A 23,588-nucleotide genomic window follows, 5' to 3' on the forward strand; every position below is an offset into this window, starting at 1 on the left:
TCAAACCAACGAGGCTATCGCCATGGGACTTTACGACGCCGCCCGTCTCTTTCAGTTCGAGATCGAATCCTCGGACAACCTGCGCTTCATTCCGCTCGCGGTTCGCTTCAATCTCGACCGTTTCGGCATGCGCATCTCGCTCGATCAATGGCAGATGCTTCCTTATGACGATCGCGTGCTGCTCGCGCGCTTTCCGATAGAAGACGAAGCGGAACTGGAGAAGAACTTCGACCTCGCGCTCGAAGAGATGCTGAAAACGCACGCGAACGCCGCGCCGGAGAAAATCCCGCGCGATACCGAGCCCGTCTGGGCGCATACCGACGCCGTGCCCGAGACCGTCATCCGCCAGAGCAGTCTCGCGGGCGTGAGCGCGCCGAGCCTGTCGCGCTGGGCGAAACTCGACCGCTTCCAGCGCTATGCGCTCGCCAAGCTGTCGCGCAACACGGACAAGGCCAATCACGACTTCCTGCCCGCGATGCGCGAGTTCGGGCTGGACGAGTAGGGCGGGCGAAAGTTTTTTTCACGCGGCACTAAAGCCCGCGCAAACGCTGCCGTTATCCACGTTATCCATTAATCGCGGTGTGAACCTTGCGTTCGCACCGCGCTTTTGCGTGGGCGCGCGCGGCATGGGCGCATCCATCGCGGAACAACAGGATCGGCCCGTCGCTCATGACTCGTTTCCTCTCCAGGCGTTTGCTGGTCAACATCGCCGTGGTCCTTGCCGCACTCGGCGCGAATGCGTTCGTCGCGTGCGAGCGGATCGCGGATCTGCGCGACAGCAACGCCCGCACGCTGCGCTCGATGAGTCTCCTCCGCGATATCGCCGCGTATCGCAGCGCGCTCGGCGAGGCGCTCACGCAACTGAGCCGATTCGAGGCGACGGGCGTGGCCGAGTCGGCGGCGCAGCACGAAGCGCGCGAAGCGCATCTCGACGCGCTCGAAAGCGGCCTGCGCGCCCAGACCGCGATGGAGCCGGGACTCGGCGGCGCATTCGAAGCGCTCGCCGCGCGCGCCGCGATCATGCGCGACGACGCCAATCTCGCCGACGAACGCGCGCGCAACGCCCCCGCCGACGACTCGCGCGCCTGGGCCGACGCCGCGTTCGTCAGGCTCGGCGAAGATCAGCAGGCGATCGACGAAGAACTCGCGGCCGTCCGTTCTCGAATCGACATGGCGACGATCGCCGCGCTCGATCGCTCGGCAACCGGCTCCGGCGGCGCGATGCTGCTGCTCGCGTTCACCATGCTCGCGGGCAGCGGCGTGCTCATCTATCTCTTCGCGAGCCACGAGCGTTCGTCGCGCGAGAAGCTCGGCGTCGCGCGGGCGAAGCATCGCAGCAACGAGCGATTCCGCAGCATGTTCGAGGCGCATCCGGTGCCGATGTGGATCGTCGACCGGGAAACGATGCGCTTCATCGCCGTGAATCCGGCGGCCATCGGGCATTACGGCTATTCGGAAGCCGAGTTCATGGAGATGACGCTGCGCGATCTCCACGTCGCCGACGACTTCGACCGCTTCACGGCGCGGCTCGCGCGCGGCGGCGCGGAAAGCGGCGAGCGGGCGAACGAGCGTAGCGTTGAACGCGCGACGCGCGGCCAGCGATCGAGCGGCGTGTGGCGCTACCGGCATCGCGATGGCTCGACGATCAGCGCGGACGTGTCGCATCACGCGCTCACGTATTCGAACCGGCCGGGGCTCTTCATGCTCGCGAACGACGTGACCGACCGCATCAACGCGGAAGCCGAAGCGCGCCGTTCGAACGAGATGCTCGAAGCGGTCATCGACAACATTCCGCAGCGCGTGTTCTGGAAGGACCGCGAATCGCGCTATCTCGGCTGCAACAACGCGTTCGCCCGCGATGCGGGGCTCGCGTACAACGAGCAGATCATCGGCAAGACGGACTTCGAACTGCCGTGGTCCGCCGCCGCCGACGTGGTGCGCGCCGACGATCAGGAAGTCATTCAGACGACCGTGCCGAAGATGCATTTCGAGCGCGACGTGCTCGTCGGCGACACGCTGCATACGGTCGTCACGAGCATGCTGCCGCTGCTCGATGGCGAGGGCAATTCCATCGGCGTGCTCGGTTCGTATCAGGACGTGACCGAACGCAAGCGCGCCGAACTCGCGCTGCGCCTGCAAAGCCGCGCGCTAGACGCGAGCGTGAACGCCATTCTCATCACCGGCGTGGTGAACGGCGCGAACGTGATCGAGTATGCGAACCCGGCGTTCAAGCGCATCACCGGTTACGACCCGAGCGAAGTCATCGGGCGCGACTGCCGGTTCCTGCACGGCAAGGACAGCGAACAGGACGGGCTCGCGTCGATCCGCCGCGCGCTCTCAGCCAACGCGGAAACGAGCGTCGTGGTGCGGAACTATCGCAAGGACGGGGCGCTGTTCTGGAACCAGCTTTTCGTCGCGCCGGTGCCGAACGCGCAGGGCATGACGACGCATCACATCGGCATCATCAACGACGTGACCGACCTGATGGACTATCAGGAGCAGCTCGAATATCAGGCGAATTACGACACGCTCACGCGCCTGCCGAACCGCAATCTGCTGCGCGATCGCTTGCAGCATGCGATCGAACAGGCGCGGCGGCGCGACTCGAAGATCGCGGTCGTGTTCATGGACCTCGACGGTTTCAAGAACGTGAACGATAGCCTCGGCCACAGCGTCGGCGACCGGCTGCTCGCGGTCATCGGCGAGCGGCTCGCGCGTTCGGCGCGCACGAGCGATACGGTCGCGCGTCATGGCGGCGACGAGTTCGTGATCGTGCTGACGGACGTAACCGACGAAGCCGATCTCATCGCATGGATGGAGCGCACGCGCGCGGCGATTTCCGAACCGGTATGGCTCGACGAAACGGAGCTTTACGTCGGCTGCAGCATGGGCGCGAGTCTTTTCCCGCAGGACGGCGACGACGCCGAGACCGTGCTCCAGAAAGCCGATCTCGCGATGTATCGCGCGAAGGATCTCGGGCGCAACACGTACCAGTTCTACGAGCCGGAGATGAACGCGAGCGCCGGCGCGCGCATGAATCTGGAGCGGCGGCTGCGGCGCGCGCTGCGCGACGGCGAATTCCTGCTGCACTATCAGCCGCAAGTGGACATGGCGACGCGCGCGATCGTCGGCATCGAGGCGCTCGTGCGCTGGCACGATCCGGAGCAGGGGCTCGTGTCGCCGGCGGCGTTCATTCCGGTCGCGGAGGAAAGCGGGCTGATCGGGCCGCTGTCCGAATGGGTGCTGCGCGAGGCGTGCCGGCAGAACAAGGCGTGGCAGGACGCTGGGCTGCCGCCCGCGCGCATGTCGGTGAATCTGTCGGCGCGGCATTTCCAGCAACGCGATATCGCGGCACTCGTCACGTCCGTGCTCGAAGAAACCGGCCTGGAGCCGCGCTATCTCGAACTCGAACTGACCGAAAGCGCGATCATGCGCAACGCCGACAACGCAGCGGCCATGCTCTCGGAACTGTCGGCGCTCGGCATCGGCATTGCCATCGACGACTTCGGGACCGGCTATTCGAGCCTGTCGTATCTGAAGCGCTTTCCGGTGCATCGGCTGAAGATCGACCGCTCGTTCGTCGCGGACATCGGCTCGTCGGGCGACGACGAAACCATCACGTCCGCGATCATCGCGCTCGCGCATTCGCTCGAATTGCAGGTGATCGCGGAAGGCGTCGAAACGGACGCGCAGCACGAATTCCTGCGCAAGCGCGATTGCGACGAAATGCAGGGCTTCCTGTTCTCACGCCCGATGCCGCACGACGCCATTCCAGGCTTGTTGCAGCAGGGCGTGCTGTTGAACTGAAGAGGACGCCGCGTTCAATCCAGCGGCGGAAGCGCGCGCGGGCGGCGGTCGTTGTCGGTGGCGACGTAGGTGAGCGTCGCTTCCGTCACCTTGACGACTTCCTCGGCGAGGCTCAGGCGCTGCGCGTAGACTTCGACGTAGATGGTGACCGACGTATTGCCCGTCTTCACGATGTCGGTATAGAAGCTCAGCAAATCGCCGACGAATACCGGATTCTTGAACAGGAACGAATTCACCGCGATGGTCGCGACGCGGCCGTTCGCGCGACGGCTCGCCGGAATGGAACCGGCAATGTCCACTTGCGCCATGATCCATCCGCCGAAGACGTCGCCGTGCATGTTGGAATCGGCGGGTTGCGGCACGACGCGCAGCGTGACGGGCTTCTGGGGAAGTTTCGATTCTTCAGGCATGAAAGGTAGTCCGGTCCGCATGCCGCGCGACGCAAGGCAGGCGCGAGCGTGGCCTTGAACCTTCTGCGACAATGCTCATGTATAGGGAAAGGCCGCGCGCCGAAGCGCCGCGGCCTTCGATAAATTGTACGGGATGCACGCACGGCGTGCGCCCGCTTTCCCTGTCAGGCGTCCCCACGCCGCGCGTCGCCAGGCAACGTCCGCCACGTGCTTTTACTGCGCCTCACAACTCGAACTCATGCGCCGCTATTCGAACACCGAGCCGGGCCCGCTCGCGCAAGGTCCGCGCAACGACTGGCAGACCATCCGCTCGCTGCTGCCTTATCTGACCACCTATAAATGGCGCGTCGCCTTCGCGCTGACGTGCCTCATCGGCGCGAAGGTCGCCAATCTCGGCGTGCCGATCGTGATGAAGCGCATCGTGGACAGCCTCGCGTCCGTGCAGCATCTGACCGCGCTCGGCCGCGCCAACGACGCGCCGGGCATCGTGCTGATCGGCGGCATCGGGCTGCTCGTGGTCGCGTATGCGGGCGTGCGGCTTTCGACATCGCTATTCACGGAACTGCGCGAACTGCTCTTCGCCAAGGTTACGGAAAGCGCGGTGCGGCAACTCGCGCTGAGGGTGTTTCGTCATCTGCATTCGCTGTCGCTGCGGTTTCATCTGGAGCGGCAGACGGGCGGCATGTCGCGCGATATCGAACGCGGCACGCGCGGCATTCAGCAACTCGTGTCGTATTCGCTGTACAGCATCTTGCCGACGCTCGTCGAAGTCGGTCTCGTGCTCGCGTTCTTCGTGACGAAGTACGAGGCGTATTACGCGATCGTCACGTTCGTCGCGCTGTGCCTGTATATCGGCTTCACGGTGAAGGTGACGGAGTGGCGCACGCATTATCGGCGCACGATGAACGAGCTGGATTCGAAGGCGAATTCGCGCGCCATCGATTCGTTGCTCAACTACGAGACCGTGAAGTACTTCGGCAACGAAGAATGGGAAACGCGCCGATACGACGAGAATCTGCAGCGGTATCGCGCGGCCGCGATCAAGTCGCAGCGTTCGCTTTCGATGCTCAATTTCGGGCAGCAGACGATCATCGGCCTGGGACTCGTGTTCATCCTGTGGCGCGCGACGCAGGGCGTGATGGCGGGGCGGCTCACGCTCGGCGATCTCGTGCTCATCAACACGTTCATGCTGCAGCTTTATATCCCGCTGAATTTTCTGGGCGTGGTGTATCGCGAACTGAAGCAGGCGCTCACCGACATGGATCGCATGTTCACGCTGCTCGGCGCGGGCCGCGAAGTGCCGGACGCGCCGAACGCAGCGCCGCTGCGGGTGGCGGGCGGCGAAGTGCGATTCGAGCGCGTGAGCTTCGCGTACGAAGCGGCGCGGCCCATCCTGCACGATGTCGATTTCACCATCGCCGCCGGCACGACGACCGCCGTGGTCGGACATAGCGGCTCGGGCAAATCGACGCTCGGGCGGCTCCTGTTCCGCTTCTACGATCTGGATCGCGCGACGGGCGGGCGCATCGTGATCGACGGGCAGGACATTCGCGACGTCACGCAGGATTCGCTGCGCGCGTCGATCGGCATCGTGCCGCAGGACACCGTGCTCTTCAACGATTCGATCTACTACAACATCGCGTACGGTCGGCCATCGGCGACGCGCGACGAAGTGATCGCGGCGGCGCGGGCTGCACACATTCACGACTTCATCGAAGGGCTGCCGGCGGGTTATGAAACGGCGGTCGGCGAGCGCGGACTGAAGCTGTCGGGCGGCGAGAAGCAGCGCGTGGCGATCGCGCGGACGCTGCTCAAGAATCCGCCGATCCTCATTTTCGACGAAGCCACGTCCGCGCTCGATTCCAAATCCGAACGCGCGATCCAGCGCGAACTCGATTCGATCGCGCGCGAGCGGACGACGCTCATCATCGCGCATCGGCTATCGACGGTCGTGCATGCGCAGCAGATCATCGTGATGGATCATGGGCGCGTGGTCGAGCGCGGCACGCACGCGGAGTTGCTGCGTGCCGGCGGGCTGTTCGCGCAGATGTGGGCGTTGCAGCAGCAGCGGGCGGCGGAGCCCGCCGTCGAGCAGGGCGATGCGGCGAGGGTTTGAGTCCCAAGCGGCGCATCACTCCATCGCGTGTGCGCCGTTGATCGCGACGGCATCGCGCTCGTGCGCCGACAGCGCCGACCACCGCAGCCACTGTCCGCGCAGCACGAACAACGCGCCGAACGCGCACGTCGCGAGCACGCCGAACGTGGCGAAGCCCATCTGATAGCTGCCGGTGCTTTCCTTCGCAATCCCCATGATCACCGGCAGATAGAATCCGCCGATACCGCCCGCCGCGCCGACGATCCCCGACAGCAATCCCGTCTTGCCCTTCCATCGATGCGGCACGAGCTGAAACGTCGAGCCGTTGCCCAATCCGAACGCGAGATACAGACACACGAGCAGCGCGAGACCGCCGGTCACGGGCGGCATCCAGATCGCGAAGGCGAAGTCCGCGGCAGCGATCAGCGCAAGCAGCACGAGCAGCGCGCGCACGCCGGTCACGCGATCGGCGACATAGCCGCCGAACGGCCGCACGATCGCACCGAGAAACGCGAGCAGCGACATGAAGAGGCCGGCTTCGAGCTTCGGCATCTGGTAAAGCGACGTCAGCAGCAGCGTCACATACGACGACATGCCGACGAAGCCGCCGAACGTGATGCTGTAGATGAGCATGATGACCCACGTATCGCGCTCGGCCAGAACCGAACGATACCGGCGCGGCAACACGGCAATCGCGATGAGCGCGCCGATCACCGGCAGCAGCAGCACGCCCGCGCGCCCCGTGCCGAACACGCCGCCGTGCACCGCGAGCACGAGCACGATGAGGCTCGCGAGCGTCACGCCGAAGCTGGCGAGCGCGCGCATCGTGCTGCCGGTTTTCTCGCCGGCATCCGACGCCCACGCGTACAGCGCGGCCGCCGTGATCGCGAGCAGCGGCAGCGCGGCGGCGGTCGATACCTTCCAGCCGAAGGCATCGGCGAGATGGGGAAACAGGAAGCCGTCGAGCACCGCGCCGATGTTGCCCGCCGCCGCGAGCCCGAGCACGAGGCCCTGGACCTTCGGCGGATAGTTGCTGCCGGCCATCGGCAACGCGACGGCGAAGCTCGCGCCGCCCATGCCGAGGAACACGCCGAGCACGAGCAGCAGCGCATGGGAAGGCACGCCCGGCACGAGCGGCAGCACGATCGACGGAATCGACGAAAGCAGCACGCCCATCAGCGCGATACGGCGGCCATCGGTCGATTGATAGAGGTTGCCGAGCGTCACGCGCAGGATCGCGGCGGCCAGCACCGGCACCGCGACGAGAAAGCCTTGCTGCGCGGCGGACATCGTCACGTCGCGGCCGATGAACGGCGCAAGCGGGCCGTACAGCACCCAGACGGTGAAGCCCGTATCGAAGTAAAGGAAGCAGGCGAGCAGTGAGCGCCAGTTGCCGCTCTTGAGCGATACGACGAGATTCGACATTGCATGTCCCGGTGGATGCGAAGCGTCCGAGCGACGGCTTCGCGGCGGCCCGGACTTTTGCAACCATCATGCCAATCGCATGCATCTTTTCGCGAAGGACGTCGCACGCACGCCGGCGCGTGTTCCGAGCGATACCGGCGGCGATGCTTCGAACGTGGAACACCGCACCGCTTCCGTGCGACGCGTCCGCCGATGGTGCGCTGCGCCACGCGCGTGCCCCGCTAAAATGCCGCATCCCGCATATCAAGGCGCGAATCCAGCATGGAACTGAAATGGCTCGAAGACTTCGTTTCGCTCGCGGAGACGCGCAGCTTCAGCCGATCCGCCGAGCTTCGGCACATCACGCAGCCCGCGTTCTCGCGACGCATCCAGGCGCTCGAAGCGTGGCTCGGGACGGAACTCATCGACCGTTCTGTCTATCCGACGCGGCTCACGCAAGCAGGCAACGTGTTCTACGAACAGGCGCTCGCGATGCTCTCGCAGTTCCACGAAGCGCGCACGTTGCTGCGCGGGCAGGGCGGCGTGCCGGCGGCGACCATCGAGTTCGCGGTGCCGCATACGCTTTCGCTCACGTACTTCCCGCGCTGGCTGCAGCATATCGAAGCGCGGCTCGGGCGTATCCGCACGCGGCTGCGCGCGCTCAACGTGCATGATGCGGTGCTGTCGCTCGTCGAAGGCGGCTGCGATCTCGTGATGGGCTATCACCATCCGAGCCATCCCGTCGCGCTCGATCCCGCCCGCTACGACATGCTCACGCTCGGCGCCGAGCCGATCAGCCCGTTCTCCGCCGCGAACAAGGCGGGCCGCGCGCGCTACACGCTGCCCGCCACCGCCGATGCGCCCGTGCCGTATCTGTCGTACACGCCTAATGCGTATCTCGGCCGCATGACGGAAGTGATCATCGCGACCGCGCCTGCGCGCCTTCATCTCGACAAGGTCTATGAAACCGACATGGCCGAAGGCCTCAAGGCGATGGCGCTCGCGGGCCACGGCATCGCGTTCCTGCCGCACAGCGCGGTGGAAGACGCGGTCGACGAAGGCCGCCTCATCCGGCTCGATCGCGGAACGCGCGGCACGCCCGCCGGTCAGTTCACGTTGACGATGGAAATCCGCCTCTATCGCGACAAGCTTGCATCGCAAGGCGACGAGCCGCGTCAAGCGTTGATGCGCGCGCTATGGGACGCAGTCGGTGAAGAATTGTTGAAGGCATCGGCGCAAACGCCCGTTGTGTAAGGTTCTGCGACGTTATGCAAGAAACGCATGACGGGATAAGGAAACGGCATTGGATTTGGAATCGCCGTTTTTCGACAATGCATGCATTCCACAACCGCTGGAGCATCAATGTCCTCCCCGAAGCTTGACCATGCCATCCCCTCGTATCTGCATGCCGACGATCTCGGCCCCTGGGGTAACTATCTGCGGCAGGTCGATCGCGTCGCGCCGTATCTCGGCTCCCTTTCCCGCTGGCTCGAAACCCTCAAGCGTCCGAAGCGCATTTTGATCGTCGATTGCCCGATCGAACTCGATAACGGCACGGTCGCGCACTTCGAAGGCTATCGCGTGCAGCACAATACGTCGCGCGGTCCGGGCAAGGGCGGCGTGCGTTATCACCAGGACGTGACGCTTTCCGAAGTCATGGCGCTGTCCGCGTGGATGTCGGTGAAGAACGCGGCGGTGAACGTGCCGTACGGCGGCGCGAAAGGCGGTATCCGCGTCGATCCGCGCACGCTGTCGCGCGGCGAACTCGAACGCGTGACGCGTCGTTATACGAGCGAAATCGGCATCATCATCGGGCCGAACACGGACATTCCCGCGCCGGACGTGAACACGAACGAGCAGATCATGGCGTGGATGATGGACACGTACTCCATGAACCAGGGCCAGACGGCGACCGGCGTCGTGACCGGCAAGCCCATCTCGCTCGGCGGCTCGCTCGGCCGCAAGGAAGCGACGGGACGCGGCGTGTTCGTCGTCGGCACGGAAGCGGCTCGCCGCGTCGGGCTCGATATCGAAGGCGCGCGCATCGCGGTGCAAGGCTTCGGCAACGTCGGCGGCATCGCGGCGCGTCTGTTCCAGGAAGCGGGCGCGCGCGTGATCGCCGTGCAGGATCACACGGGCACCGTGTTCAACTCGAAGGGCCTCGATACGGTCGCGCTCGCCGACCATGTTGCAAAGAACGGCGGCGTCGGCGGCTTCACGGGCGGCGATCCGGTTTCGCGCGACGAATTCTGGACCATCGAAAGCGACATCCTGATTCCGGCCGCGCTCGAAGGGCAGATCACCGAAGCGAACGCGCCGAAGATCAAGACGAAGATCATCGTCGAAGGCGCGAACGGCCCGACGACCACTGCCGCGGACGACATTCTGCACGACAAGGGCGTGCTCGTGATTCCGGACGTGGTCGCGAACGCGGGCGGCGTGACCGTCTCGTACTTCGAATGGGTGCAGGATTTCTCCAGCTTCTTCTGGACCGAAGACGAGATCAACCTGCGTCTCGAACGCGTGATGCGCGAAGCGTTCGCCGCCGTGTGGCAGGTTGCAAGCGAACAACAGGTTTCGGTGCGTACGGCGGCGTTCATCGTGGCGTGTACGCGCATCCTGATGGCGCGCGAAATGCGCGGCCTGTACCCCTGATCGGCGCTGACCGTGCGCGACGGGAGCATGCATCGCAACCGGTCGATGGCGCGGCGCGCAGGCCGCGTCAGCGTCGTCTCAAAATAGGCGGACGGCATTCATCTGAATGCCGTCCGCTTTTTCTTTTTTCGCGTAATATGCGCGCCTACGCAGAGTTGCACCGGGTTGCACCGACCGTCTCAAAAATGTCACGGACCTGCGGTTAACAATCATTCTTTCAGAATAATTACCCTGCTAAACTTGGCCCGGTTTTTCGCCATAGGAGATCGAACGATGAAGGTTAAAAAGGCTGCGCTGCTCGTTGCCGCGCTCGGAATTTTTGCTACGGGCGCTTACGCGCAGGACGCCGGCACGCTGAAGAAAATCAAGGACACGGGCGTGATCTCGCTGGGGCATCGCGAGTCGTCCATCCCTTTCTCGTACTATGACGACAAGCAAAACGTCGTGGGCTATTCGCACGAATTCGCGCTGAAGGTCGTGGACGCGGTCAAGCAGAAGCTCAACATGCCGAACCTGAAGGTGAAGCTCACGCCGATCACCTCGCAGAACCGCATTCCGCTCGTGCAGAACGGCACCGTCGACCTCGAATGCGGCTCGACCACGAACAACGCCGAGCGCCAGCAGCAAGCCGCCTTCTCGAACACGATCTTCGTGATCGGCACGCGCCTCATGACCAAGAAGGATTCCGGCGTGAAGGACTGGGCGGACCTGAAGGGCAAGACGGTCGTGACGACCGCCGGCACCACGTCCGAGCGCCTGCTTCGCAAGATGAACCAGGACAAGAGCATGGGCATGAACATCATCAGCGCGAAGGATCACGGCGAGTCGTTCCTGACGCTGTCGACCGGCCGCGCGGTTGCGTTCATGATGGACGACGCACTGCTCGCAGGCGAGCGCGCGAAGTCGAACAATCCGGGCGATTTCGTGATCGTCGGCGCGCCGCAGTCGCATGAAGCGTACGGCTGCATGCTGCGCAAGAACGATCCGGAGTTCAAGAAGGTCGTCGACGACGCGATCGCCAAGGTCGAAACGTCGGGCGAAGCGGACAAGATCTACAAGAAGTGGTTCGAAAGCCCGATTCCGCCGAAGGGCCTCAACCTCAACTTCCCGGAAAGTGACGACATGAAGGCTCTCTTCAAGAGCCCGAATGACAAGGCAATCGACTAACCGGTTCGAGCATCGAACGAACGAAACGGAAGGAGCTTGCTTCTTCCGTTTCTTTTTGGAGTGAGTCCATGTCTTACCACTGGAACTGGGGCATCCTGCTGAGTCCGGTCTCCACCGGCGAACCCACCACGTATCTGGGCTGGCTGATATCCGGCTTCTGGGTGACGATCACCGTGTCGCTCGCGGCCTGGGTCATCGCGCTCGTGGTCGGCTCGTTGTTCGGCATCTTGCGCACGGTCCCGAATCGCACGCTGGCGGGCATCGGCACCGTCTATGTCGCGATCTTCCGCAACATTCCGCTGATCGTGCAGTTCTTCGTCTGGTATCTCGTGATACCGGAATTGCTGCCGCCATCCATCGGCAACTGGTTCAAGCAACTGCCGCCTTCGGCGCAGTTCTTTTCGTCGTCGATCATCTGTCTCGGGCTTTTCACCGGCGCGCGCGTGTGCGAACAGGTGCGCTCGGGCATCAACGCGCTGCCGCGCGGACAGCGCAACGCGGGTCTCGCGATGGGCTTCACGCAATGGCAGACGTATCGCTATGTGCTGATGCCGGTGGCTTACCGCATCATCGTGCCGCCGCTCACGTCGGAATTTCTCAACGTGTTTAAGAATTCGGCGGTGGCCTCGACCATCGGTCTGCTCGATCTGTCCGCGCAGGCGCGCCAGCTCGTCGACTACACGGCGCAGACGTATGAATCGTTCATCGCGGTGACGCTCGCTTACATGCTCATCAACCTCGTCGTCATGCTGTTGATGCGCTGGGTCGAAGCAAAGACGCGGCTGCCTGGCTACATCGGAGGCAAGTAATGCATCAGTTCAACTGGAGTGGCGTCATCGGGGCGCTGCCTACGCTGTGGACGGGCGCCATCATCACGCTGCAGATCACGGTGCTCGCCATCGTCATCGGCATCATCTGGGGAACGGTGCTCGCGCTGTTCCGCCTCTCGGGCGTCAAGCCGCTGCAATGGTTCGCGGGCGCGTACGTCACGCTGTTTCGCTCGATTCCGCTCGTGATGGTGCTGTTGTGGTTCTTCCTGATCGTGCCGCAATTGCTGCAGAACGTGCTCGGGCTGTCGGCGGATATCGACATTCGCCTCGCATCGGCGATGGTCGCGTTCTCGCTCTTCGAAGCCGCGTACTATTCGGAAATCATCCGCGCCGGCATTCAGGCGGTGCCGCGCGGTCAGGTGAATGCGGCGTTCGCGCTCGGCATGACCTACGGTCAGGCGATGAAGCTCGTCGTGCTGCCGCAGGCGTTTCGCGCGATGGTGCCGCTCCTGCTCACGCAGGCGATCGTGCTGTTCCAGGATACGTCGCTCGTCTACGTCATCAGTCTCGCGGACTTCTTCCGCACGGCGACGAACATCGGTGATCGCGACGGCACGACCGTCGAAATGGTCCTGTTCGCCGGGGCATGTTATTTCGTGATTTGCGTGGTGGCGTCGGCCCTCGTCAAAAGTCTTCAGAAAAAGGTCGCAAGATGATCTCTATCAAGAATGTTTCCAAGTGGTACGGGCAGTTTCAGGTGTTGACCGACTGCACGACCGAAGTGAAGAAGGGCGAGGTCGTCGTAGTGTGCGGCCCGTCGGGTTCGGGCAAATCGACGCTGATCAAGACCGTGAACGGCCTCGAGCCGTTCCAGAAGGGTGAGATCACGATCAACGGCCAGTCGCTGACGGACAAGAAGACGAATCTGTCGAAGCTGCGCTCGAAGGTCGGCATGGTGTTCCAGCACTTCGAACTGTTCCCGCATCTGTCGATCGTGCAGAACCTGACGCTCGCGCAGATCAAGGTGCTCGGCCGCTCGAACGAGGAAGCGACGTCGAAGGGCCTGAAGCTGCTCGATCGCGTGGGCCTGCGCGCGCACGCGGACAAGTATCCGGGGCAACTGTCGGGCGGTCAGCAGCAGCGCGTGGCGATTGCGCGCGCGTTGTCGATGGACCCGATCGCGATGCTCTTCGACGAGCCGACATCCGCGCTCGATCCGGAGATGATCAACGAAGTGCTCGACGTGATGGTCGAACTCGCGCAGGAAGGCATGACCATGATGTGCGTGACACACGAAATGGGCTTCGCCAAGAAGGTCGCGCATCGCGTGATCTTCATGGACAAGGGCTTGATCGTGGAAGACGACCAGAAGGAAGCGTTCTTCGCGAATCCGAGGTCGGATCGCGCGAAGGACTTTCTGGCGAAGATCCTGCACTGACCTCGTCGGGAAAGAAAACGGCGCTTCCGAAAAGAAGCGCCGTTTTTTTATTCGATGCCCAGTTCCGATTCCACCGCCGCCGTCGTTCTTATCTCGTCGATCTTCAACGCCGACCCGACGCAAGCCTTCGCGAGCGGCTCCGCCGCTTTCTTCGCCACGGCTTCCGGCACCGGAATGTTCACCGTCCGCGCGAGCGCGCCTTTCTGGAACATCGCGAGATCGCCGGGCGCGAAGCGCGTCCAGACTTCGTTGTCCGTGAGCGGCGACGTGGCGATCACCGCGACGCGATCTTCAGGCGTCGTGTACTTCGCGAAGTCGATGGACATGTCCGCGTCGATCAGATGCGCCGTCGAAAACGGCCAGCTTCTCACCAGATAGTACAAATGCGTCGAGCAGTGCGAGAAGAGCGCCTGTCCGTTCGACATCAGGAAATTGAAGACGCCGTATTGCGTGATGTCGCGCGTGAGCGTGGCGAGCGCGTCGAAGAGTTCGTCGAGCGGCGGCTGCGAACACGGAAACGCGCGTCGCAAGCCTTGCAGCAGCGCGCAAAACGCGAGTTCGCTGTCCGTCGTGCCGACCGGCTGATACACGCCGGTCAGTTCGGGCGCGTGGCCGTTCAGGTCGCCGTTATGCGCGAAGATCCAGTGCCGTCCCCAAAGCTCCCGCATGAACGGATGGCAATTCTCGAGCAGGATATGCCCTTGCGTCGCCTTGCGGATATGCGCGATGGTGTTCTTCGACTTGATCGGATAGCGCTTCACCATCTCGGCGAGCGGCGAACTCGCGGACGACTGATGATCGATGAAAAGCCTGCACGCCTTGTCCTCGAAGAACGCGATTCCCCAGCCGTCCGCGTGGTGATCCGTCATTCCGCCGCGCGCCGCGAAGCCGGTGAACGAGAAGGTCACGTCGGTCGGTTCGGCGCAATTCATTCCGAGAAGTTGGCACATTTGCTTCAGGCAGACGGGCTAAGGCCGTGGGGCCGGGTTGATACAATACGTCCGACAAGCATATCACCCGGGCCTCTTCGAAAAAATCGAACGACGCCCGCGCCAGCCGCGCGTTGTGCGATTTCCACGGCGATTTTTTCCGGTGCGCGCGGCCTTCGAAGCGCAGTTTCGGCGCATCCTGCTTGCGGTTTGCTTACCTCTTCCAACGTCTTCGCCGCCACACCACGCCATGTCCGCCCATTCCGCTTCGAACTCGACTCTGACATTCGCCCGTCCCGACGACTGGCACCTCCACGTGCGCGACGGCGCGACGCTCGCCGCCGTCCTGCCGCACACGGCGCGCCAGTTCGGCCGCGCGATCATCATGCCGAACCTGAAGCCGCCCGTGACGACCACGGAGATGGCCGCGGCGTATCGCGAGCGCATTCTGGCCGCGCTGCCGAAGGAAGGCGCGGCGGCGCGTTTCGAGCCGCTGATGACGCTCTATCTGACCGACAACACGCCGCCCGAGGAAATCCATCGCGCGCGTGATAGCGGCTTCGTGCATGGCGTGAAGCTGTATCCGGCGGGCGCGACGACCAATTCCGACGCGGGCGTGACGGACCTCGCGAAGTGCGCGAAAACGCTCGAAGCGATGCAGGCAAGTGGCATGCCGCTGCTGATCCACGGCGAAGTGACCGACGGCGACATCGACGTGTTCGACCGCGAAAAGGTGTTCATCGACCGCGTGATGACGCCGCTGCGCCGCGATTTCCCGGAACTCAAAGTCGTGTTCGAGCACATCACGACGAAGGATGCCGCCGAGTACGTCCGCGACGCGCAAGGCCCCATCGGCGCGACGATCACCGCGCATCACCTGCTGTTCAATCGCAACGCGATGCTCGTCGGCGGCATCCGCCCGCACTATTTCTGCCTGCCGGTGATCAAGCGTGAGACGCATCGCGTGGCGCTGGTCGAGGCGGCCACGTCGGGCAATCCGCGCTTTTTCCTCGGCACGGACAGCGCGCCGCATCCGAAGGGCCTGAAGGAACACGCGTGCGGTTGCGCCGGATGCTATACCGCGCTGCACGCGCTCGAGCTTTACGCCGAAGCATTCGATAAGGCCGGCGCGATCGACAAGCTGGAAGGATTCGCGAGCTTCCACGGCGCTGATTTCTACGGCCTGCCGCGCAGCACGGAAACGGTGACGCTGGAGCGCGCATCGTGGACGCTGCCGGCGGAATTCGCCGCCGGCGACACGCAGATCGTTCCGCTGCGCGGCGGCGAATCGATCGGCTGGCGCTTCGTCGACGGAAAATAAGTTGTCGCAGATCGCGGATGATCGGCACCCGGACGCGCTCGCGCCGTTTCGCGCAATCGACTGGACGCGTCCGTGGCTCGCGCCGATCGAATCGCGCGGCAGGTGCTGGCAGGCCGCCGCGCTCGACGGCCACGCGCGCTACCTCGCGCAACTGAACGACGACGCGTCGAAGGCGGCGCACGTCACCGGACGCGGCCAGCCGCTCGCGTTCATCGCGCAGGAAGCGTTGCCGCCGGATGCATCGTACGAAGGTCATATCGCGCAAACGGGCTCTGTGCCGACGCGCCACAATCTCCACGATTTCTTCAACGCGCTGATGTGGTTCGAGTTTCCGCGCACGAAGGCGGCGCTGAACGCGCGTCAGGCCGATCAGATCGATGCGCTCGGCATCGGTCCGACGCGCGGCGGCGTGCGCGACGCGCTCACGCTCTTCGACGAAAACGCGGTGCTCTTCGCGTGCGCCGACGCCTCGCTCGCCGATGCGCTGCGCCGCTTCGACTGGCGCGCGTTGTTCATCGGCGGCCGCGCGTCGTGGGGCGCGCAATGCGAGGCGCGCATCTTCGGCCATGCGCTGCTGGAAAAGCTCGTCGCGCCGTACAAGGCGTGCACGGGGCACGCGTGGATCGTCGAGGTTCCCGCGCATTATTTCGACGCCGACGAACCCGCGCGCCGCGCGATGCTCGACGAACGCGTGTCGCGCAGCCTCGACGCCGAGCCGATCCGAAGCCGCGCCTTCGCGCCGCTGCCGGTTCTGGGCGTGCCGGGCTGGTGGGCGGCGAACGCGTCGCCCGCGTTTTACGACGATACAAGCGTGTTCCGTCCGGGACGCCGGCTGCATCGTCAATGCTAGAATCGATGCCGCAAAGCAGGCCCGGCAGTCGCGGCCTTGGCGCTTAACGGCGTCGAGGGCGAGGAAAGTCCGGACTCCACAGGGCAGGGTGATGGCTAACGGCCATCCGTGGCAACACGCGGAACAGGGCAACAGAAAGCAAACCGCCGATGGCTTCGGGCGCGAGTCCGAAGATCAGGTAAGGGTGAAACGGTGCGGTAAGAGCGCACCGCGGACGTCGCGAGACGCTCCGGCACGGTAACCTCCACCCGGAGCAATTCCAAATAGGCAGGCGCGCATCTTCGGATGCAGGACGGGGCCCCCGTTTCGTCTGCGGGTAGGAAGCTTGAGCGCGTCAGCAATGGCGCGCCTAGAGGAATGGCTGCCATGCGCGTCGCTTTCGGGCGGTGCGTGCACAGAATCCGGCTTATCGGCCCGCTTTGTCGTCATTCAAAAGAAAGAGCCGGCGTTTTCCGACGCCGGCTCTTTTTTCTTGCTGATGCGATCGGCTCAGCGCTCGACGATATCGAACGAATGCGTCAGCTCCGCCGTTTTCGCGAGCATGATCGACGCCGAGCAATATTTGTCGTGCGACAGGTTGATCGCGCGCTCGACCGTCGCCGGATTCAGATTCTTGCCGGTAACCGTGAAATGGAAGTGGATCTTCGTGAACACCTTCGGGTCTTCGCTCGCGCGTTCGGCCTTGAGCGTCACCGAGCAGTCCTCGATTTCCTGACGGCTCTTTTTCAGGATCATCACGACGTCGTAGGCGGTGCAGCCGCCCGTGCCGAGCAAGACCATTTCCATCGGGCGCGGCGCGAGATTGCGGCCGCCGCCTTCCGGCGCGCCGTCCATCGCGACGAGGTGACCGCTTCCGGTTTCGGCGGCGAAAGCCATGCCGTCTTGTCCCATCCAGCTAACTTTGCATTCCATGCTTGGACTCCAGCCGCTTGACACGTGTTTCAGAGGTTTCATTGTAGCGGGTCATGCGTCCAGCAGCCGCGCGCGAGTTCGCGCATTCACCGGTTGACTGGCGGCTCGGCGTGGCGCGCGCTGGCGGGACGCGGGTTATTTCCATGATTCGAGAAAGGCTTCTAGACGGCGTTCGGCGGCGCGTGGACAGTTAAGTTATTGTTTTTTTTTGTGTTTTTCCGGCCTACGAATATCCCGTAATGTGAGATATCATTTCATGATGCAAATCTCCTTGCCTCGGCGCACGAGCGTGCCTATACTCGGTTCATTGGTTGTCGCAGTTCGACAAATCTACCGTGTCTCCTCCACCTCCTCCTTTGGTGGATTAAACCCGAGCCTCAAGCCGCTCGGGTTTTTTTTCGCCTGCGCCGTCCGCGAAGGGCGAAACTCCGCGAAAAGCGTCGCAACCCTTTGACGCGCCGGGCAATTTCCCGCTATACTTCAAAGTTCTCTTTGCCACAAGCCCGCGAAGAGAAGCCTGTGAGAGCCTGCACGCGCCGTCGAGCGCCGCTCGTCGAGTGCACCTATAAGCAGGACCGAACAAGGTAAGAGCAAAAGGGCGAATCAATTTTTGGATCGATCATGAAGACGTTTTCCGCAAAAGCCGAAGAGGTGACGCGCGAATGGTACGTGATTGACGCGACGGATAAGGTTCTCGGCCGTGTCGCCAGCGAAGTGGCACGCCGTCTTCGCGGCAAGCATAAGCCTGAGTTCACTCCGCACGTCGACACTGGTGATTACATCATCATCATCAACGCCGGCAAGCTGAAGGTCACGGGCAACAAGACCACGGACAAGAAGTACTATCGTCACTCGGGCTACCCGGGCGGCATTTATGAAACGACGTTCGGCAAGATGCAAGAGCGCTTCCCGGGCCGCGCGCTCGAGAAGGCAGTGAAGGGCATGCTGCCGAAGGGTCCGCTCGGCTACGCGATGATCAAGAAGCTGAAGGTCTACGCCGAAGCAACGCATCCGCATACGGCTCAACAGCCTAAAGCGCTCGAGATCTAAGGGGAGCCCACATGATCGGTAACTGGAACTACGGTACGGGCCGCCGCAAGAGCGCCGTCGCTCGTGTCTTCATCAAGTCGGGCAAGGGCGAGATCATCGTCAATGGCAAGCCCATCGCCGACTATTTCTCGCGTGAAACGTCGCTGATGATCGTGCGTCAGCCGCTGGAACTCACGAACCACGCCACCACGTTCGACATCAAGGTCAACGTGAACGGCGGCGGCGAAACGGGTCAGGCAGGCGCGGTTCGCCACGGCATCACCCGCGCGCTGATGGACTACGACGCAACGCTCAAGTCGCAACTGTCGAACGCAGGCTTCGTCACCCGCGACGCGCGTGAAGTGGAACGTAAGAAGGTCGGTTTCCACAAGGCACGCCGCAGGAAGCAATTCTCGAAGCGTTAAGCGCTTCGGCATCGCGTGGAGCCGGAATCTCCGGCTTCGAAGCGAAGCTGCCGCAAAAGCCGCCCGCACTGCACGTGCCGGCGGCTTTTTCTTTTCCCGCGTGGCGGCGCGCTGTGTCGAAATTGCATATAGCCTCTTGATTACATGGGCATTCGGCACGATTTTGAGATCAGCCCTACAATGGTGGCTAGAAGCTAATTGGAGAATTCGCATGAGCGCTGTCAGCGACACCCCCACGACCGAAATGCCGATGCCCTTCGTCTTCACCGACGCGGCTGCGGAGAAGGTCAAGCAATTGATCGACGAAGAAGGCAATCCGGATCTGAAGCTGCGCGTGTTCGTGCAAGGCGGCGGATGCTCGGGTTTCCAGTACGGTTTCACGTTCGACGAAGCGGTCAACGAGGACGACACCGTGATGGACAAGAGCGGCGTGCAATTGCTCGTCGATTCAATGAGCTATCAGTATCTCGTCGGCGCGGAGATCGACTATAAGGACGACCTCAACGGCGCGCAGTTCGTGATCAAGAATCCGAACGCGACGACGACGTGCGGCTGCGGTTCGTCGTTCTCGGTCTGAGCGGGAATCAGAGCATTAAAGCGAAACGGAGCCTTCGGGCTCCGTTTTGCGTTTCAGAGTGCGGAGAACGCGTCAGTGCGGGTAAATCGCGCCGAGCACGCGCTCGCCCGCCGCGCCCGTCACCGCCGCCAGGTTGCCCGGCTCCCGGGCGACGCAGCGCATCGCGAGCCACGCGAACGCGAACGCTTCGACTTGCTGCGGCGGCACGCCGAGCGCTTCGGTCGTCATGACGGGCACGCCCGACACGCCGCTTTCGTTCAGCGCCTGCTCGATCATCTTCAGCAGCACGGGATTGCGCGCGCCGCCGCCGCAAACGTAGACCGCGCGCGCGTCGGAGGCGTGGCGCTCGATTTCCCGCGCGACCGTCGTGGCCGTGAGCGCGGTGAGCGTCGCCTGGACATCGGCGGGAGCGAGACTCGTGAACGCCGCGAGTTTCGCGTCGAGCCACGCCGGGTTGAACAGATCGCGCCCGGTGCTTTTCGGCGGCGCTTCTTCGAAAAACGGCTCGTCCAGCAGCGCATTCAATAGCGGACGATTCACCTCGCCGCTCGCCGCGAACTTCCCGCCATCGTCGTAAGGCCTTTGCAAGTGCCGATTCGCCCACTCGTCGAGCAGCGCGTTCGCCGGGCCGCAGTCGAAGCCGCGCACCGCGCCGCGCGCCGCGAGAATCGTGATATTGCTGATGCCGCCCAGATTGCAGACGACGCGCGTCTCGTTCTTCGCGCCGAAAATCGTCGCATGAAACGCCGGCACGAGCGGCGCGCCCTGACCGCCGGCGGCGACGTCGCGGCTGCGGAAATCCGCGATCACGTCGATGTTCGTCATCTCCGCGAGCAGCGCCGGATTGTTGATCTGCCGCGTGTAACCCTTCTCCGGCCGATGCCGCACCGTCTGCCCGTGCACGCCGATCGCGCGCACTTTCGACGCCGAATATCCGCTCATGCTCTGCAATTCGTGGCAGCAGACGGCATAGCGCGTGGCGAGGGCGTTGGCGGCGAGCGCCTCGCGTTCAAGTTCGTTGTCGCCGGGGGCTTGCAGCGCGAAGAGGGCGTCGCGCAGGCCTTGGGAAAACGAAACGTGCGCCTCGCCGAGCACGACGGGCGGCTTGCCGGTGGCGAACTGCACCGCGACGCCGTCGACGCCGTCCATGCTCGTGCCGGACATCAGACCGAAGTAGACGCCGTCCGCCTTGCCGGTTTCGATTGCTTCGGCTTTCTTCCCCACGTTGCTCTCCTCGTCGATGCGCGTCCGTCAAGCCGCGATTATCCGCGCAACCGGGGCGCGCGTTAAGACGCGTCTGCACGTTTCGCGGACGACCGCCGCGCGCGGGAACGGCACGGAAGGGCACGTCATCGCGTAAAATCCTGTGCCTGAACAAGCCTTTGCGCGCGATCCGCACATCGCGCGCCGCGAGGCATCGCATCCATTACACATCACAAGCCGCAAGCATGACCACAGACTCCAACGCTTCATCCGCGTCCGCCGAGAAGGCCTATCCGATCACCGACGACGTGCGCGCCGCGCTCGCCATCGCCAAACGCGGCTGCGACGAACTGCTGATCGAAGAGGAATTCGCGCAGAAGCTCGCGAGGAGCGCCGCGACGGGCAAGCCGCTGCGCATCAAGCTCGGCCTCGATCCGACCGCGCCGGACATCCACATCGGCCATACGGTCGTGCTGAACAAGATGCGCCAGTTGCAGGATCTCGGGCATCAGGTGATCTTTCTGATCGGCGATTTCACGTCGCTGATCGGCGATCCGTCCGGCCGCAACGCCACGCGCCCGCCGCTCACGCGCGAGCAGATCGAAACGAACGCGAAGACATATTTCGAACAGGCGGCGCTCGTGCTCGACCGCGAGAAGACCGAAATCCGCTACAACAGCGAATGGTCGATGCCGCTCGGCGCCGACGGCATGATCAAGCTGGCCTCGCGCTACACGGTCGCGCGCATTCTGGAACGCGAGGATTTCACCAAGCGCTTCCAGAGCGGCGTGCCCATTTCGATCCACGAATTCCTGTATCCGCTGATGCAGGGTTACGACTCGGTCGCGCTCAATGCCGATCTCGAACTCGGCGGCACGGACCAGAAGTTCAACTTGCTCGTCGGCCGCGAATTGCAGAAGCAATACGGTCAGGAACAGCAATGCATCTTGACGATGCCGCTGCTCGAAGGTCTCGATGGCGTCGAGAAGATGTCGAAGTCGAAGAACAATTACATCGGCATCAGCGAGAAGCCGACGGACATGTTCGGCAAGCTCATGAGCATTTCCGACGTGCTGATGTGGCGTTACTTCGAACTGCTGTCGTTCCGCAGCATCGAGGAGATCGCGCGTTTCAGGCAGGAAGCGGAAGGCGGCCGCAATCCGCGCGATTTCAAGGTGATGCTCGCGCAGGAAATCGTCGCGCGCTTTCACTCGCAGGCCGACGCGGAACGCGCGCTCGATGACTTCAACCATCGCGCGAAGGGCGGCGTGCCGGACGATATCGCGTCGGTCACGCTGGCGGGCGCGCCGCTCGCCATCGGCCAGTTGCTGAAGCAGGCGGGCCTCGTGCCGTCGACGAGCGAAGCGCTGCGCAACATCGAGCAGGGCGGCGTGAAGATCGACGGCGCGACCGTCTCCGACAAGGGCCTCAAGGTCGAAGCGGGCGAGTTCGTCGTGCAGGTCGGCAAGCGCCGCTTCGCGCGCGTCACGCTGACCGCATGATCGCGCTCATTCAGCGCGTGCGGCGCGCGGACGTGCGCGTCGGCGACCGCGTGACCGGCGCGATCGATGCGGGCCTGCTCGCGCTGGTCTGCGCCGAGCGCGGCGACAACGAAGCCGCCGCCGACAAGCTGCTCGCCAAGATGCTCGCGTATCGCGTGTTCAGCGACGCCGCGGGCAAGATGAATCTGTCGGTGCAGAACGTCGAAGGCGGCCTGCTGCTCGTGTCGCAATTCACGCTTGCCGCCGATACGTCGAGCGGCTTGCGCCCGAGCTTCACGCCCGCTGCGCCGCCTGACGAAGGCAAGCGGCTCTTCGATTACTTCGTGCGCGAGGCGCGGGCGAAGCATCCCATTGTCGAGACGGGAGAATTCGGCGCCGACATGCAGGTGTCGCTCGTCAACGACGGCCCCGTTACTTTCTGGCTTCAGGTACGTCCATGACGACTCAGGTGCTTTTCATCCGCCACGGCGAAACCGACTGGAACCGCATCAAGCGCATTCAGGGGCATATCGACATTCCGTTATCCGGGCACGGTTTCCTGCAAGCGGAACAGTTGGGCGCGCGGCTCGCGCGCGAGGGCGGGCTCGATGCGGTCTATTCGAGCGATCTGCTTCGCGCGCAGCAGACGGCGCGTCCGTTCGCGGATGCGCTCGGGCTCGATCTGCGGCTGTCGGAAGGCTTGCGCGAGCGTCAATACGGCGCGTTTCAGGGCCACGACAGCGACGAGATCAACGTGAAGTTTCCGGCGGAGTATGTCGAATGGCAGACGCGCGATCCGGGTTTCGCGCCGCCGGAAGGCGAGTCGCAGCGCGTGTTTTATCACCGCGTGATCCATGCGATGGAGCCGATCGTGGCGGCGCATCCGGACGGACGGATTGCGTGCGTCGCGCATGGCGGCGTGCTGGATTGCATCTATCGATTCGCGATGAAACTGCCGCTCACGGAGCCGCGCGACTGGCCGCTCTTGAACTGCAGCGTGAATATCGTCGATTACGACGACGGCGGCGCGAAAGTCGTATCGTGGGGCGATGTAAGCCATCTCGCGACGGACACGGAAGACGACAACCTGCGCAAAATAAAGTGACGAGGTTCGG

The 23,588-nt window shown here is 63.6% G+C and carries 22 protein-coding genes and 1 other RNA gene; 18 read left to right on the forward strand and 5 right to left on the reverse strand.

The features are described from left to right. The first annotated feature begins 22 nt into the window (after positions 1–22). Complete coding sequence (locus NCR39_RS01395) at positions 23–502, forward strand: nitrate reductase associated protein (RefSeq protein ID WP_250450263.1); 480 nt, start codon at positions 23–25, stop codon at positions 500–502. A gap of 167 nt (positions 503–669) precedes the next feature. Then, positions 670–3,807 (forward strand): sensor domain-containing protein, encoded by a 3,138-nt coding sequence (locus NCR39_RS01400; RefSeq protein ID WP_250450264.1) that lies wholly within the window; start codon positions 670–672, stop codon positions 3,805–3,807. Positions 3,808–3,821: 14 nt separating this feature from the next. Here NCR39_RS01400 and NCR39_RS01405 read toward each other — a convergent pair whose 3' ends face one another. Next, positions 3,822–4,217, reverse strand: coding sequence for an acyl-CoA thioesterase (locus tag NCR39_RS01405; protein WP_250450265.1), 396 nt, complete (start codon positions 4,215–4,217; stop codon positions 3,822–3,824). Between the two features lie 238 nt (positions 4,218–4,455). Here NCR39_RS01405 and NCR39_RS01410 point away from each other — a divergent pair, with 238 nt between their 5' ends. Beyond that, positions 4,456–6,333, forward strand: a complete 1,878-nt coding sequence (locus NCR39_RS01410; protein WP_250450266.1) for an ABCB family ABC transporter ATP-binding protein/permease — start codon at positions 4,456–4,458, stop codon at positions 6,331–6,333. 15 nt (positions 6,334–6,348) lie between these two features. Here NCR39_RS01410 and NCR39_RS01415 read toward each other — a convergent pair whose 3' ends face one another. Further along, on the reverse strand, positions 6,349–7,737 hold the full coding sequence (locus tag NCR39_RS01415; RefSeq protein ID WP_250450267.1) for an MFS transporter: 1,389 nt from the start codon (positions 7,735–7,737) through the stop codon (positions 6,349–6,351). 261 nt (positions 7,738–7,998) lie between these two features. Here NCR39_RS01415 and NCR39_RS01420 point away from each other — a divergent pair, with 261 nt between their 5' ends. The 6 genes from NCR39_RS01420 to NCR39_RS01445 all read left to right on the forward strand — a co-directional run bounded on the left by NCR39_RS01420 (position 7,999) and on the right by NCR39_RS01445 (position 13,746). Beyond that, positions 7,999–8,970 carry a LysR substrate-binding domain-containing protein gene (locus NCR39_RS01420; RefSeq protein WP_250450268.1) on the forward strand — a complete coding sequence of 324 codons (972 nt, stop codon included), beginning with the start codon at positions 7,999–8,001 and terminating at the stop codon, positions 8,968–8,970. A 108-nt stretch (positions 8,971–9,078) separates the two neighbouring features. Beyond that, complete coding sequence (locus NCR39_RS01425) at positions 9,079–10,371, forward strand: Glu/Leu/Phe/Val family dehydrogenase (RefSeq protein ID WP_250450269.1); 1,293 nt, start codon at positions 9,079–9,081, stop codon at positions 10,369–10,371. 273 nt (positions 10,372–10,644) lie between these two features. After that, positions 10,645–11,538 carry a glutamate/aspartate ABC transporter substrate-binding protein gene (locus tag NCR39_RS01430; protein ID WP_250450270.1) on the forward strand — a complete coding sequence of 298 codons (894 nt, stop codon included), beginning with the start codon at positions 10,645–10,647 and terminating at the stop codon, positions 11,536–11,538. Positions 11,539–11,606: 68 nt separating this feature from the next. Further along, positions 11,607–12,347 (forward strand): amino acid ABC transporter permease, encoded by a 741-nt coding sequence (locus tag NCR39_RS01435; protein WP_250450271.1) that lies wholly within the window; start codon positions 11,607–11,609, stop codon positions 12,345–12,347. Beyond that, the gene (gene gltK, locus NCR39_RS01440) at positions 12,347–13,024 is read left to right on the forward strand and encodes a glutamate/aspartate ABC transporter permease GltK (RefSeq protein ID WP_250450272.1); all 678 of its coding nucleotides are present in this window, start codon (positions 12,347–12,349) and stop codon (positions 13,022–13,024) included. The genes NCR39_RS01435 and gltK overlap by 1 nt, the downstream gene beginning before the upstream one ends. Further along, entirely contained in the window at positions 13,021–13,746 is a 726-nt protein-coding gene (locus NCR39_RS01445) for an amino acid ABC transporter ATP-binding protein (protein ID WP_250450273.1), read from the forward strand. Before gltK ends, NCR39_RS01445 begins: the two co-directional genes overlap by 4 nt. A gap of 47 nt (positions 13,747–13,793) precedes the next feature. Here NCR39_RS01445 and NCR39_RS01450 read toward each other — a convergent pair whose 3' ends face one another. Continuing rightward, complete coding sequence (locus tag NCR39_RS01450; protein WP_250450274.1) at positions 13,794–14,696, reverse strand: class II glutamine amidotransferase; 903 nt, start codon at positions 14,694–14,696, stop codon at positions 13,794–13,796. Between the two features lie 229 nt (positions 14,697–14,925). On the opposite strand from NCR39_RS01450, the gene pyrC reads away from it, so the two are divergent. From pyrC to rnpB, 3 genes are all read left to right on the forward strand, one after another. Further along, positions 14,926–15,996, forward strand: coding sequence for a dihydroorotase (gene pyrC / locus NCR39_RS01455; RefSeq protein ID WP_250450275.1), 1,071 nt, complete (start codon positions 14,926–14,928; stop codon positions 15,994–15,996). A gap of 1 nt (position 15,997) precedes the next feature. Further along, a complete protein-coding gene (locus NCR39_RS01460) occupies positions 15,998–16,846 on the forward strand; it encodes a DUF3025 domain-containing protein (protein ID WP_250450277.1) in 849 nt (282 codons plus the stop codon). 12 nt (positions 16,847–16,858) lie between these two features. Then, positions 16,859–17,271, forward strand: an RNA gene (rnpB, locus tag NCR39_RS01465) — RNase P RNA component class A. A 64-nt stretch (positions 17,272–17,335) separates the two neighbouring features. Here rnpB and NCR39_RS01470 read toward each other — a convergent pair. Further along, positions 17,336–17,758, reverse strand: a complete 423-nt coding sequence (locus NCR39_RS01470) for an OsmC family protein (RefSeq protein WP_250450279.1) — start codon at positions 17,756–17,758, stop codon at positions 17,336–17,338. Between the two features lie 621 nt (positions 17,759–18,379). On the opposite strand from NCR39_RS01470, the gene rplM reads away from it, so the two are divergent. The 3 genes from rplM (at position 18,380) to erpA (ending at position 19,789) form a co-directional block, all read left to right on the forward strand. Further along, a complete protein-coding gene (gene rplM, locus NCR39_RS01475; RefSeq protein WP_040052975.1) occupies positions 18,380–18,808 on the forward strand; it encodes a 50S ribosomal protein L13 in 429 nt (142 codons plus the stop codon). Positions 18,809–18,819: 11 nt separating this feature from the next. Beyond that, positions 18,820–19,212 (forward strand): 30S ribosomal protein S9, encoded by a 393-nt coding sequence (gene rpsI / locus NCR39_RS01480; protein ID WP_008351569.1) that lies wholly within the window; start codon positions 18,820–18,822, stop codon positions 19,210–19,212. Positions 19,213–19,423: 211 nt separating this feature from the next. Beyond that, complete coding sequence (gene erpA, locus NCR39_RS01485) at positions 19,424–19,789, forward strand: iron-sulfur cluster insertion protein ErpA (protein WP_040052974.1); 366 nt, start codon at positions 19,424–19,426, stop codon at positions 19,787–19,789. Between the two features lie 72 nt (positions 19,790–19,861). Here the strand turns inward: erpA and NCR39_RS01490 are convergent, their stop codons facing one another. Next, complete coding sequence (locus NCR39_RS01490) at positions 19,862–20,992, reverse strand: anhydro-N-acetylmuramic acid kinase (protein WP_350029658.1); 1,131 nt, start codon at positions 20,990–20,992, stop codon at positions 19,862–19,864. A gap of 245 nt (positions 20,993–21,237) precedes the next feature. Here NCR39_RS01490 and tyrS point away from each other — a divergent pair, with 245 nt between their 5' ends. Genes tyrS through NCR39_RS01505 form a run of 3 tightly spaced genes read left to right on the forward strand, consistent with a single transcriptional unit; the run spans position 21,238 to position 23,578 of the window. Further along, entirely contained in the window at positions 21,238–22,494 is a 1,257-nt protein-coding gene (gene tyrS, locus NCR39_RS01495; RefSeq protein ID WP_250450281.1) for a tyrosine--tRNA ligase, read from the forward strand. After that, complete coding sequence (gene dtd, locus NCR39_RS01500) at positions 22,491–22,934, forward strand: D-aminoacyl-tRNA deacylase (protein WP_040052972.1); 444 nt, start codon at positions 22,491–22,493, stop codon at positions 22,932–22,934. Before tyrS ends, dtd begins: the two co-directional genes overlap by 4 nt. Further along, a complete protein-coding gene (locus NCR39_RS01505) occupies positions 22,931–23,578 on the forward strand; it encodes a histidine phosphatase family protein (protein ID WP_250450283.1) in 648 nt (215 codons plus the stop codon). Before dtd ends, NCR39_RS01505 begins: the two co-directional genes overlap by 4 nt. The last annotated feature ends 10 nt before the right edge of the window (positions 23,579–23,588 follow it).

Source organism: Caballeronia sp. ATUFL_M2_KS44, from assembly GCF_023630965.1.
Taxonomy (GTDB): domain Bacteria; phylum Pseudomonadota; class Gammaproteobacteria; order Burkholderiales; family Burkholderiaceae; genus Caballeronia; species Caballeronia concitans.